The following is a 12,620-nucleotide window of genomic DNA, read 5'->3' as shown; positions in this document are numbered from 1 at the left end:
CTTGTCGTGGCCGGCCGGGCGTGCGCAGGGGAGGGGTCCTGTCACCCGCTGTGCCGACCTCGTGGCCGTGCGCCAGGTAGCCTGGGGGCAGGGGGTGAGGGCATGACGGAGCGCAAACCCGCTGGTACGAGCTTCGAGTCGTGGATCGATCGGCAGATCCGGGAGGCTCAGGACCGGGGCGAGTTCGACAACCTGCCGGGTGCCGGGGAGCCGTTGAGCGGGCTGTCCGGGGCCCACGACGAGCTGTGGTGGGTCAAGGAGAAGATCCGGCGGGAAGAGGGCACGGTGCTGCCGCCGACCCTCCAGTTGCGCAAGGACGCGGCGGCTGCCCGGGAGGCGGCCGGACGGGCCCGCACCGAGCAGGAGGTCCGGCGGATCATCGGGGAGATCAACGAGAACATCGTCGACGCCATCCGCAAGCCGAGGTCCGGGCCGCCGCTGAACCTGATGCCGTTCGACGTCGAAGACGTGGTGGCGCAGTGGCGGGAACGGCGCTGAGGCCCCCGGCGGGGAGCCGGGGGCGGTGGGTCACGCGTTCTTGAGGCCGGTCAGGAAGCCGGTGAAGTCAACCCGGTCGAAGGCGAGCACCGGGCCGTCGGGGTTCTTCGAGTCGCGCACCAGCAGGCGCGCGGTGGCGTGCGCCAGTTCGACGCAGTCGGCGCCGTTTCCGCCGCTGTGGCTCGACTTGCGCCACCGGGTGGGGGTCGTGGTCATGAACCTGCTCCTCCTCGTCGGTACTACAGCTCGCCAGCCGCGGTGGCCAGCAGGGCACTGCTCTTGGCCGGTGACAGCGCGGCGTCGAGCAGGTGCCGGAACACCAGGTCGTACTGCGCCACGTGCGACGGCTCTTCGACCGAGGTGGCGGTGGTCAGGTTCTCCAGGTAGACGACCGGCCGCTGGTCGTCGGAGAACAGCAGCATGACGAACGGGTAGCTCGACGCGGCGTGTGCGCCGGCGCCGAACGGCACCACCTGGACCGTGACGTTCGGCAGGCTGGCCAGCTTGCGCAGGTGCTGCAACTGCGCCCGCATGACCTCGGGACCGCCGACGACGGTCCGGATCGCCGCCTCGTGCAGCACCAGGTGCAGCCGTTGCCCGCCTGCCAGCAGGAGGGCCTGGCGGGCTTGGCGCGCCTCGACGAGCCGCTCCAGCTCCTCCTCCTGGTGGAACGGGTTCGCCTCGATCAGCGCGCGGGCGTACTCCGGGGTCTGGAGCTGGCCGGGGACCAGTTCCGCGTGGTAGCGCAGAACTTCGCTCGCGATCTGCTCCAGGTTGAAGAACCGCCGGAAGAAGTCCGGCAGGACCGTGCCGTACGGGGTGCGCGGGCGGCGTTTGCGGGCCGCGCGGGCCAGTTCCTCTATCGGTTTGCGGGCCTGCCTGGTCGCGCCGTAGAAGTCGAGCAGCACGTTCAGCTCGGCGGCGCGGATCGCCACGTCGCCGACCTCGATGCGCCGGATCTTGGCCGGGGAGCACTCCAGCACGGCGGCGGCGTGGTCCTGCGTCTTGCCCACGCTCTCGCGCATGGACGTGAGCGCCAGGCCCAACTGTCGCTTGTGGACGGTCGGGCTCGCGCCGCTGCCGGACATGACCACCTCGGCTTTCCTCGTCTTTTCCGGGCGCCGATCAGTCTGCCGCACATCGCCGGAATCGTCCTTCACTCAATGGTGTACTCCCCAACCTGCACGTGCAGGCTTTAGCGTTGGACTGCCCGTTCAGGCCAGGGGAGGACCAGATGACCCGTGCTTTCCGCTGGATGCCGCACGACGGCCGCCGGCACGCCATCCGCAGCGACCGAGCACCCCGCGACCACGCCGACACGCTGTGCGGCCTGCCGCTGACCGTCCCGCACGCCCAGCCGTACGTCCACTGGTGCTGGCCCACCTGCCCGGCCTGCGACACCGCGTGGCGCGCCCACGAGGGCATCGCCGCCTTCCCCCGGCAGTGCCACGAGCGGCCGGACCGCCCGGCGTGCGCGCGATGACCGGGGAGCCGGGAGCGATGAGCTTCAAGTCGTTCGTCACCAAAGGCTACGCCGAAGGCGAGACGATCCGTGCCCTCGCCGCCGCCACCGGCCGCTCCTACGGGACCGTGCGCAGCGTCCTGGTGGCCGAAGGCGTCCGGATGCGCAAGCGCGGCCACCGCCCCGCCACGACCATGATGGCGGTCGCCGACGCACGGGCCCGTCGCGAGGAGCTGTCCGCCGAACTGCTGCGCGCCCGACTGGCTTCGGGGCTGACGGGCGCGGTGGCGGGGCGGCGGGCGGGCATCAGCCAGTCGAAGGTCTCCAAGGTGGAGACCGGGCGGCTGCTGCCCAAGGTCGCGGACGTCGAGCGGCTGGCCGACGTCTACGACCTGCCGCCCGAGTGGCGCCGTCGACTGCTCTCGTTGGCGGACAAGGTGGCCCGCGACGCCGCGCACCGCCGAGCCGTGCTGCACCGGGGCGTCGCGCGCCGACAGGTGACGGTCGCCCGCACGGAGGCCGCCGCACGGACCGTGCGGGCGTTCGGCGTGTGCGGTGTACCCGCGCAGCTCCTGCGAGAGGCCAAACCGGGCCAACGACTGGTCGTCGTCCTGTCCGAGGGCGCCCTGCGCTCGGCATCCGAGCACTGGGATCGCCTCCACCGGCTCAGCGGGCACCCGGACGTCGAACTCGGCGTGATCCGCTGGCACCTGCGAGTCGCCCTGCCGGACGCGGGCTTCGTGGTGTTCGACGACACCATGGTGGTGTTCGACCTCCTGGCCGGCAACGTGGTCATCACCGACCCCGACGACGTGCGCGGCCACCTCAAGACCTTCCAGCGACTGCACGGCAGCGCCATCTTCGGCGACGCGGTACGGACCCTCCTCGACACCATCCGCTCCGACTACGAAAAACTCAACTAGCGCCTATGCCGCGCGCCCGCCGGGCAACCCGCCCGCCGACTCGCGCCAACCCTGGCCCCGACCGTCCACGGTTGGTTCGCTTTTTGTCCTGTCCCTCTCCTTCCGGCCATGCCACGCTGGGCCATCACCTTCCCGACCGGCCGGCCGGGCCGAGCCAGCGCAGAGGACGGCGATGACAAGCGGGCGACCCGATGTGTTCCTCAGCTACACCTGGTCCGACACGGATCTGGTCGATCGCATCGAGGACGCCCTAGTGTCCGCCGGCGTGTCCGTGTTCCGGGACGTCGCGAACCCGTCCTTCGACGCGATCTCGGCGAACCTGGCCCGGCAGCTCGACGCCGGCAGCCTGTTCCTGGCGGTGTACTCGGCGCGCTACCCGACCCGGTACGCGTGCCAGTGGGAGTTGACGCGGGCCTTCCTGGCGGCCCAGCGGCACGGTGACCCGCGCGACCGCATCCTGGTCGTCAACCCGGAGCCCGACGAGTCGCACATAGTGCCGGTGGAGCTGGAGGACGCGGGCTACCTCTCCGCCGGTCCCGGCCAGACCTCCCAGGCCCTCCACATTTCCCAGGGCTCCGACGCCTCCCAGGCCACCGAGATCGACCTGGACCTCCTCGTTCTCCGCGTGCGGGAACGACTGCGGGACATCCACGTGCCACTGGGCTACGGCGCCCCCGGATCGACGGTCCACCTGCCGCGGCAAGTGCTCGCACCACGGCGTTTCGTCGGCCGGTACCCGGCCCTGTGGCACATCCACACCCTGTTGCACACCAAGGACGTCCGTGCGATCCGTCCGCCGACGCCGTGCTCCTCCGCCGTGATCAGGGGCTTCACCGGAACCGGCAAGACCTGGCTGGCCGAGCGCTACGCCCTGCTGTTCCAGCAGGCCTACCCCGGCGGCGTGCACTGGATCGACCTCGCGGGTGTGGACCGGGCCGACGTGGTCGCGGAGTCCACGCGGCAGCTCCGCGCGATCGCGGCCGACGAACTCGGGCTGGAGGTCGAAGGTGTGCCCGGTGACCGGCTGAAGGCACTGGTGGCACGGCACTTCACCACGCGTGGGCAGGACGTGCTGTGGGTCGTCGACGACCTTCCGCGCGGCCTGGGCAAGGACGTGCTGCACGGCCTGCTGCCTGCCTCGCCGCGCGCGTACGTCTTGTGCACGACGCAGGAAGCGGGTGCGGACTGGCAGGTGCCGGTGCTGGAGCCGCACGGCCTGACGCCCTTCGAAGGCCAGGAGCTGTTCGCGTTCGAGTGGAAGGACCTGGACCAGGCCGACCGGGACGCGATCACCGCGCTGGTCGACCGGTGCGGCGGCCACCCGTACGTGCTCGCCGCGTCGGCGGTCGACCTGCGCAACAGCCAGGGGCTCGCCAACGCCCGGCGTGCCACGGACTCGGCCGACAGCGCGGCCACGTCGGTCGTCGGAGTGCTTCGTTCACGGGTCCGCGAGGTCGGAGACGCGGCTCGGCTGGTGCTGGGCGTGGCAGCCGCACTGTCCGCCGCGCCCTTCGAAGCGGGCCTCCTCGCCCGCGTCCTCGGCGTCACGAACAACGACACGCACCACAGCGCGCTCGACGCCAAGCTCGACGAACGGGCCATCGCGAGCGCCCTGGACGAACTGGACGACGCCGGCCTCGCGCACCGGCTGGACCGTGCCGACACCCGGCGGACCCGGCAGACCTGGCGGGTGCACCAACTGGTGGTGGAGGCGGTCCGCCGCGAGTCGCCCGCCGACGAGCTGAACCTGTTGACCCGCAGGGTTTCCGAGGTCCTGGTGGCACTGCTCGCGACCGACTGCCCGCCGCACACCTACCAGCACGCCCGCTCGGTGGCCCGGTCGGAGGCGGTCCGCCGGGAGGTCCGGGTCGAGCTGCTGCGTGCGGTCACCCGGGCGTCCGAGCAGGAGGGGGACCTGCTCGGCGCGCACGAGGCCGCCACCGAACTGTTGCGCATCAAGCACATGCTCGACGTGCAAGGCGTCGACGACGTGATCCTGGCCGCCCGCGCGGCACTGAACGCCGGTGACTACACCGCCGCGCTGGAACGGGCGCAGACCGCCATCCGGCTGTCCGGCGAAGACGGCAACTTCCCCGCCCACTACCGTTCCAGGCTCCTCGCCGCCCAGGCTTTCGAGCACCTGGGCGACTACCCGGCGGCGGACGAGGTGTTCTACGGCAGGCGGGACATCCAGGTGCACGGCGACGTGCCGGCGTGGATGCCCGCGGAGGAACGCGGCCTGGTCCTGATCGCACGCGCCGCCGGCTTGCGGCTGCGCGGGGAGTACGCCCCCGCGCTCGCCGTCATCAACCGTCTGCTGCCCGACCTCCCGCACGAGCTCCGCACCACCGGCGTTCGCGGGGCGTGGCCGCGTGCGATGATCGAACTGACGCAGCTGCGCCTGCGGCGCGGCGAGGCGGGCAAGGCGCGCAAAGCCGCGGGAGAGGTGGCCGACGCGTTCCGCGCGGCGGGGATGGTCGAGCACCCGCTGCACCTCCAGGCGGTCGCCTTCCGCGCGGAGGCCGAGCTCCAGGTGGCGCTGACCGACATCGGGTCGCGGAACCAGGTGTGGGAGCGCTCCGCGCAGCGCATCGGCGAACTGCGCGCAGACTACGAGCGCAGGTACGGCCCGGACAGCCCGTTGACCCTGAACCTCCTGGTGATGGAGGGCAAGGCGATCGTCAGCCGCGGCCGACCGAGGCAGGCGCTGGAACTGCTGGCCGAGGTCGGGGCACGGGTCGCGCGGGTGCTGGGCGAGGACCACCCGCTGCACTACCGGGTCCGCCACGCGACCGCGCAGTGCCACGGCCAACTCGACGACCACGAGCGGCAGGGCGCGATCCTGGAGGACCTGTTGCCGAGGCAGGTGGCGGCGCTCGGCCGCACCCACCCGGACAGCCTGGCCACCCGGCTCGACCTGGGCCTGTGCCACGTCATGACCGATCGGATCGCGGAGGGCAACCGGATGATGTCCGAGGCCTCCCGCGAGCTGAGGGCGCTCGGGTGGTCCGAGCCGGCGCTCGCGGCCTGGCTGTCGCTGATCTTCTCGAACCTGCCCGCGCCGGCGTGGAAGTTCCTCCTGTGGTCGGAGAAGTTCATCCCGCCGAGGAGGAAGCGCTAGCCGACCGTCGGATTGCCCCAGGCCAGCTCCGGCAGCCGAGCAGACCTCCCGCACGCCGACAGGGCGCCCGCGTGCAACGGGCTGCCGACGGTATCCGGCCGGTAGGCGACCAGCCGCAGGCGGAGCACCCGGGACACGTCCTGCACGATCCGGGCCGGCCTGCCCAGCGTGCACTCCACCCGCGGCTGCCGCACACCGTCGTGGAAGGTCTCGAAGCAGCCGACCTGATCGGCCTCGGTGGCGTCGTCCAGCACCCCCGCCACCACCTCGAACCTGCGGAACCGACGACCCAGGTCGAACTCGATCACGCCACGCGCCTCGGACGCGAACAGCGTGGGCCGCAGCACGATGCTGTCCCCGTAGTGCTCGCCGTCGATGCGGGCGCCGGTGAGCCGGATGTCCCGACCGCGCACCACGGGCACCAGGATCGAGGTGAGCGGCAACGGCCGCCGGGGCTGCGAGGTCTCCGGGACCGCGGCACCCCCGACGAACGGCGGTCCCCCGACCGGAGAGGCCCCCGACCGCGTCGCAGCGAGCGGCGAGTGCCCGACCGGCGAGTCCCCGAAGGCCACACCAGCGGCCGGCGAGCCCTCGAACGGCGTACCCTCGAACGGCGTACCCGCGAACGGCGAGCCGACGAACCTGCCCTTGGACGGCAACGAGAACCGCGGCACGCCGGTCAGCGCGACCAGCAGTTCCGCTATCCCCGCCAGGGTGAACTCGCGCACGACGTAGTGCGTGGTCGAGTGCGCGCACAGGAAGTCCGGGATCTCGTCCACCGACCGGCCGGGCAGCACGACCGGCAGCACGCGCTCGGTCTCGGCGGACAGGTTGCGGGTCAGGTTGTCGCGGATGATCGCCGCCTCGTACTGCGCCCCGCGCCCCTCGTCGGTGGGCGCGAGGCCTTCCGCCCGCCGCTTGTACGCCGGGGAGGCGATGACCATGATGAAGTCGGCCTCGCGCAGGTGTCGGGAGGCCCACGCGGACCAGTCGCGCCGGCGGTCCTCGTACCACTGGTCCAGGTGGGTGTCGATGCCCGCCTCCACCCGCAGGAACGTGCTGAACCGGCGGACGAGTTCCTTGTGCCGCGGCGAGTCGTGCGAGTACGAGACGAACACCTTGGGGGAGAGGTCGGATCCGGTCATCCAGGCAGTCCTCGGTCGTGAAGGGATCAGCCCGATTGAACCCCGCCGGTGCTCCCGGCACGGCCGGTGTCCGGCGGTTGTCCGGGTTCTGTCCAGTCCACTGTGGACTGCGCAAGGAACTGTCCGGTGGGTGTCCTGGACGGCCGGGCGCGTCACGCGGTCTGCTCCGAGGTGTCGACACGGCACTGGAGAACAGGGGTGGCCGCCACACATGGAGCAGCGGCTGGGAGACGGGTACCGGCTCGGCCCGCGGCGCGGGTCGACGGTGCTGGGGTACGTCCACGAGGGCGTGCGCGAAGAGCCGGACGGCGAAACGACTCCGGTCGTGATCACCGTGCTCGGCGAGGACGTGGCGACCGCGCCGGGCGTGGTGGACCACCTCAAGATGCTGGTGAACCGGGTTCGCGGGGTGGGCGGGGAGAACCTGGCCCCGGTGCGGGACGTGCTGGCCGACGAGCAGCACGTGTACGTGGTCGCCGACCACGTGCCGGGGCGGGACCTGCGCGGCTGGATCGCCGCCAACGGGCCGATGCTGCCGTCCGGGGTGGCCGAGTTCGGCATCGGCGTGGCGACCGCGCTGGCCGCGCTGCACGACCAGGGCGTCGCGCACCTCGGCGTCACGGCGGACAGCCTGCTGGTAGACGGCACGACCGCGCGGCTGACCGGGCACTGCGTGGTGCCGGCGCTGATGGACGCGCCGAAGCTGGGGCCGGACACGGTGGCCCTGGCCATGCCGCAGTACGTGGCACCGGAGCTGCTGCGCGGCGAGCCGGTCGGGCCGCCCGCCGACCTGTACGCGCTGGGTGCCGTGCTGTACCAGCTGTGCTGCGGCGTGCCGCCGTTCGGCGGCAAGCGGGTGCACGTGACCCTGGCCGACCACGTCGAGCACCTGCCGGGCAGGCCGGAGGGCATCCCGGACCCGCTGTGGTCGGCGATCTGCGCGCTGATGGCCAAGAACCCGGCGGATCGGCCGTCCGCGCGGGAGCTGATCGGCCGGTTCGCCGACCTGCCGACGGTGCTCGGGGTGTGGTCGGTCGCGCCGTGGATCGAGGCCCCGCCGCCTGCCGTCACGCCGGAAACCGTCACCCCGCCACCGCCGCCGCTGACCGGGGGGTTCGGCGGCGGCCTGATGTACGTACCCGGAGCCGCCATGACGAAGCCCCGCCGCCGCAGGGCCCTCCAGCTCACCGCCGTCGGCCGCAGCCTCAACGAGGCGAAGGTGTCGCTGCCGGGTTCGGTGGAGCTGGAGGCGGTGCCCCGGTACTCGCCGGACAAGGAGGACGGGACGGTGCTGGAGCAGCTGCCGCTGCCCGGAAAACCGTTGGAGGACAAGGTTCGCCTCGTCGTCGCGCGGGACGTCGTGCCGATCCAGCTCGACACGGTCGAGCCCGTCACCGGGCGGATGGAGAGCAGCCGGGTGGAAGCCGGCGTGGCGACCATGGCGGGCAAGCAGTACCTGCACAGCCTCGGCGCGGACGTCAACGGCTGCACCCTGGAGGGAGAGGTCGACTTCCTGCTGTCCAAGGCGTTCGGCAAGCTCACCGCCACCGTGGGGCTGGACGACGAGTCGGCGTCCCCGGAGGCCAAGGTGCACCTGGAGGTGCTGGCGGACAACCGGAAGGTCGCCGAGGCCACCGCCGAGTACGGCAAGGTGGTGCCGATCGAGGCGGACCTGACCGACGTGCTGCGGCTGCGGGTGCAGTGGCAGCTCACCACCGAGGACAGTTGCGGCAAGTACACGACCGTCGTGCTCGGGACGCCGATGGTGCACGGTTTCCCGGAGACGCTGCCGACCTCGGGCACACCGGCGGCGACCGCCACCACGACCAGGACGACCACGACGACGCGGTGAGCTCAGCGCGGATCCCAGCCGATGCCGTAGGACAGGTTGGGCCGCAGGTCGGTGAACGACGCGGTGGCCTCGCCCGCCGCGTCCACCGCCAAGGGGGTGCGCGGGACGAGGGGATCGTTGAGCTCCAACGGGAATTCGCCGTCCAGCCGCCAGATCCGCTCGGGTGCGCGGCCGACCCCGAACCGGACGCTGAGCGTGAACCGGTCGCACGGTTGGCGCGGCGTGCAGACGTAGTGCGGGGCGAACTTCATCGGCACTCGCAGGCGGAAGGAGAACGCGTGCGTCTCGTCCAGGCCCAGCGGGTGGGGCAGTCCGACCCGGAACGCCAACCGGTTGCCGCTGACCGGGGTGGCGGGGCCGAGCAGGAAGCCCCGGACCGGGTCGATGCCGACCGCGACCGGGTCCACGGAGCCGTTGGCGCCCGGCGGTTCGCTGACCGTCACGGAGTGGTCCAGCTCGGTCAGCCGTTCGCGGTGACTGATGATCCGGCGCTGTTCGAACACCTCCACGACGGGCAGGTCCAGCAGCACGGCGACGGTCAGGTCCGTGGTGTGCCAAGGGTGATCCGGTAGTTCGGCGTCCGCCTGCGCGGCCTGCGGGGTCGTCGGCCGGTACAGCGCGGCCTGGGCGAGCCGTTCCAGCAGCTCGTCGACGCGGCGGCGGATGGTCCGCGGGTCGCGCTGCGCCCGGACCGCGATCCGGGTCAGCCGTTCCTCGTAGCGCACGTCGGCGGTGCCGTCGAGGCCGAACGCGGCGCGGGCGAGCTCGGCCAGGTCGTCGGGCAGGTCGTCGATGAGCCCGGTGAGCGTGGCGATGACCTTGGTGCGCTGGGCGGGTGGCGGGTCGGCGTCGGTGATCCGGCAGACCTGGCGGACCATGCCGCCGGTCCGCGCGGACAGGTCGCCGGACTGCACGCCGTACCCCTTGCGGAGCGCTTTGAGTTCGTCCACCAGCACCTGGACGTCGGAGCTCATCGCCTCACCACCTCGGGGGCGAGTGTAGCGAGACCGCCCACCCCCAAACCCTCGTTCTGCGGTTTCCCACAGGTTGTCGACGAAGCCGGTCAAAGGCGTTTCCAGGTTTCCGGAGAAGCCGGAAACAGGCAACGCCTGGTGGTTCCCTTCCGGGCGTCCGACTATTTCCGTGTCGAGGAATTCTCGACGGAATCGGAAACAGACCGGGGCGGGCGAATGGCTTTTCCGCCGTGCGGCCGGATCGCCCGAGGGGAGAGACAACCATGCACACCCACGTCATCATCGTTATCGTGACCCTGCTGGGCACCCTGCTCGGCTGACCTACCGCTCCCCGGCCGCCGGGCAGGCCCGGCGGCCGGGGAGCCCTTTCCACCGTTCCATCGACCTCATCGGGGCTCCCGTGTTCGAACCCAAGCAGGAGTTTGGCCATGAATTACGCCGTCGTCGCCTGTCGGCGGGGATGTCGCTGGCCGCGCTGGCGGCCGCGGCGCATTTCACCAAGGGTTACCTGAGCAAAGTGGAGAATGGCCGGGTGTCCGCCAACCGCGGACTCGCCGGAATCTGCGACCGGGTGCTCGGCGCGAACGGCGAGCTGGTCGCCATGGTGGACCGGGAACCCGCGCCGGTCCGGGCCGCGGGTGGTCTGGCCGGGCTGCCGGACGGCACCCGGCACTTCGTCGGCCGCTCCGACGAGTCCGAGCGGCTGGCCGAGTTGCTGCGCGGGCCGGACTCGGTGCGCACGTGCGTGATCAACGGCATGGCGGGCGCGGGCAAGACCGAGCTCGCGGTCACCGCCGCACGGGCCGCGTCGCCGGACTTCCCGGACGGCTGCCTGTTCCTGGACCTGCACGGCCACACCGACGGGGTGCCGGAGCTGTCCGCGTCGGAGGCGCTCGACCGGCTGCTGCGCATGCTGGACGTGCCCGGTCCGCGCATCCCGGCCGACCTGGACGGGCGGGCGAACCTGTTCCGGGACCGGCTGAACGGCAAGCGGGTGCTGCTGGTGCTGGACAACGCGGCCGGCGGCGCGCAGGTGCGACCGCTGCTGCCCGCCGAGTCGCGGTGCCGGGTGCTGGTGACCAGCAGGCACCGGCTGGTGTCGCTGGACGACGCGGCGCACGTGTCGGTGGGCGAGCTGTCGCCGACCGACGCCGTGCTGCTGTTCCGCGTGGTGGCCGGGGAGTACGCGGCGATCGACGAGGGGCCGATCGCCGACATCGTGAAGCTGTGCGGGCTGGTGCCGCTGGCGATCCGCATCGCGGCGGCCAGGTTGCTGGGCGGCGGGTGGAGCCTGGCCGAGCTGCGGGACCGGCTGGCCGACGACAAGACCCGGTTCGGCGCGCTGGACGACGGCGAGCGCAGCGTCGCGGCGGCGTTCCGGCTGTCCTACGACAACCTGCCCGCCGACCAGGCCCGGATGTTCGGGCTGCTGGCCGTGCACCCGGCGGTGGACATCGAGGTGGACGCGGCGGCGGCGCTCGCGGGCGTGAACCGGGCCGAGGCGGAGCGGCTGCTGGACCGGCTGCACGACGCGCACCTGGCGACCCGGCGGCCGGGCGGCTACCTCGCGATCCACGACCTGGTGCGGTCGTTCGCCGTGGCGCGGGTGCTGCCCCGGGCCGATGCGGTCGAGCAGCGCGCGGCGGCCCGTCGACTGGTGGAGTACGCGGTGGCGCGGACCCGTGCGGCGGACACCGCCCTCGCCCCGTTCCGGTTCCGGCCGTCCGTCGACCTGCCGGACGCCTGGTCGTTCGGCGACGAGTCGGCGTTGGGGTGGCTGCGGGCGCAGTGGCCGACGCTGGTGGAGGTCGCCGAGCTGGCCGCCGCCGAGCAGGTGTTCGACCGGTGCTGGCAGCTGGTGTACCTGCTGCGGGCGTTCTTCTCGCGGGAGAAGCTGTCCGAGCCGTGGGTGCGCAGTCACCGGGTCGCGCTGGGGGCGGCCACGGCGCTGGGCGACCGGGAGGCCGAGGGGATGATCCTGAACAACCTCGGCATGGCGCACCAGGAGCGGTGCGAGTTCGCCGAGGCGGCGACCTGCCACGCGCGGGCGCACGAGCTGTTCACGTTGGTGGACAACAGGTTCGGCGCCACCGACGCGATGGCGAGCCTGGCGTGGGTGCGGTGCTACCAGGGGGAGCCGGAGTCCGCGTTGCGGGACCTGACGGCGGCGCTCGCGGCGTACGCCGAGGACGGGCGGGTGCGCAACGAGGTGATCACGTTGCGCGGCATGGCGATCGCGCAGACCGCGATGGGTCGCTTCGCCGAGGCCGCGGAGCACGCGGAGCAGGCGGCGGCTCGGGCGCAGACACCGCTGGACGTGGTGATGACGCTGAACTGCCAGGCCTGGGTCCGGTACAGCGCCGGGGACGCCGACTCCGCACGTGACCACTACGAGCGGGCGCTGGCGTCGGCACGGGCGGAAAGCGTCGCCTACGAGGAAGCCCGCGCGCTGGTGGGGCTGGGCAACCTCGCGGCGGCGGGCGGCGACCACCGGGCCGCCCGACGGCTGTGGGCGTCGGCGGACGCGATCCCGGTGACGCTCGACCCGTGCCTGCTGGACGAGGCGCGGGTGCGGGAGGAACTCGCCGGGTGACGGGGCGGCGCCCGGTTCCGTCGGACGACCGGAGGTGGGAACACGGGTCGTG

General features: G+C 72.4%; 10 protein-coding genes. 6 read left to right on the top strand and 4 right to left on the bottom strand.

Going from position 1 to position 12,620, the window contains the following annotated elements; translation table 11 throughout:
• Window positions 1–102: 102 nt before the first annotated feature.
• Complete coding sequence (locus FHS29_RS33500) at window positions 103–498, top strand: DnaJ family domain-containing protein (RefSeq protein WP_184698199.1); 396 nt, start codon at window positions 103–105, stop codon at window positions 496–498.
• Window positions 499–528: 30 nt separating this feature from the next.
• Here the strand turns inward: FHS29_RS33500 and FHS29_RS33495 are convergent, their stop codons facing one another.
• Both FHS29_RS33495 and FHS29_RS33490 read right to left on the bottom strand, forming a co-directional pair.
• Window positions 529–714, bottom strand: a complete 186-nt coding sequence (locus tag FHS29_RS33495; protein WP_184698196.1) for a DUF397 domain-containing protein — start codon at window positions 712–714, stop codon at window positions 529–531.
• Between the two features lie 23 nt (window positions 715–737).
• Window positions 738–1,586: a helix-turn-helix domain-containing protein gene (locus FHS29_RS33490; RefSeq protein WP_221457070.1), complete on the bottom strand. Its 849-nt coding sequence runs from the start codon at window positions 1,584–1,586 to the stop codon at window positions 738–740.
• 146 nt (window positions 1,587–1,732) lie between these two features.
• Here FHS29_RS33490 and FHS29_RS33485 point away from each other — a divergent pair, with 146 nt between their 5' ends.
• The 3 genes from FHS29_RS33485 (at window position 1,733) to FHS29_RS33475 (ending at window position 6,004) form a co-directional block, all read left to right on the top strand.
• On the top strand, window positions 1,733–1,981 hold the full coding sequence (locus FHS29_RS33485; RefSeq protein ID WP_184698194.1) for an HC3 family zinc finger protein: 249 nt from the start codon (window positions 1,733–1,735) through the stop codon (window positions 1,979–1,981).
• Window positions 1,982–1,998: 17 nt separating this feature from the next.
• A complete protein-coding gene (locus FHS29_RS33480) occupies window positions 1,999–2,883 on the top strand; it encodes a Scr1 family TA system antitoxin-like transcriptional regulator (protein WP_184698191.1) in 885 nt (294 codons plus the stop codon).
• A gap of 172 nt (window positions 2,884–3,055) precedes the next feature.
• Window positions 3,056–6,004: a tetratricopeptide repeat protein gene (locus FHS29_RS33475; protein ID WP_184698189.1), complete on the top strand. Its 2,949-nt coding sequence runs from the start codon at window positions 3,056–3,058 to the stop codon at window positions 6,002–6,004.
• Here the strand turns inward: FHS29_RS33475 and FHS29_RS37335 are convergent.
• Complete coding sequence (locus FHS29_RS37335; RefSeq protein ID WP_246441123.1) at window positions 6,001–7,149, bottom strand: SEFIR domain-containing protein; 1,149 nt, start codon at window positions 7,147–7,149, stop codon at window positions 6,001–6,003. The genes FHS29_RS33475 and FHS29_RS37335 overlap by 4 nt on opposite strands.
• A gap of 211 nt (window positions 7,150–7,360) precedes the next feature.
• On the opposite strand from FHS29_RS37335, the gene FHS29_RS33465 reads away from it, so the two are divergent.
• Window positions 7,361–9,001: a protein kinase domain-containing protein gene (locus FHS29_RS33465; RefSeq protein WP_184698186.1), complete on the top strand. Its 1,641-nt coding sequence runs from the start codon at window positions 7,361–7,363 to the stop codon at window positions 8,999–9,001.
• A 2-nt stretch (window positions 9,002–9,003) separates the two neighbouring features.
• Here the strand turns inward: FHS29_RS33465 and FHS29_RS33460 are convergent, their stop codons facing one another.
• Window positions 9,004–9,975 (bottom strand): hypothetical protein, encoded by a 972-nt coding sequence (locus FHS29_RS33460; RefSeq protein ID WP_184698183.1) that lies wholly within the window; start codon window positions 9,973–9,975, stop codon window positions 9,004–9,006.
• Window positions 9,976–10,375: 400 nt separating this feature from the next.
• Here FHS29_RS33460 and FHS29_RS33455 point away from each other — a divergent pair, with 400 nt between their 5' ends.
• Complete coding sequence (locus FHS29_RS33455) at window positions 10,376–12,568, top strand: tetratricopeptide repeat protein (RefSeq protein ID WP_312865212.1); 2,193 nt, start codon at window positions 10,376–10,378, stop codon at window positions 12,566–12,568.
• Window positions 12,569–12,620: the final 52 nt, after the last annotated feature.

It is taken from the genome of Saccharothrix tamanrassetensis (assembly GCF_014203665.1).
Taxonomy (GTDB): Bacteria; Actinomycetota; Actinomycetes; order Mycobacteriales; family Pseudonocardiaceae; genus Actinosynnema; species Actinosynnema tamanrassetense.
The sequence above is the reverse complement of the archived record's forward strand: the minus strand, read 5'-3'. Positions and strand labels throughout refer to the sequence as shown.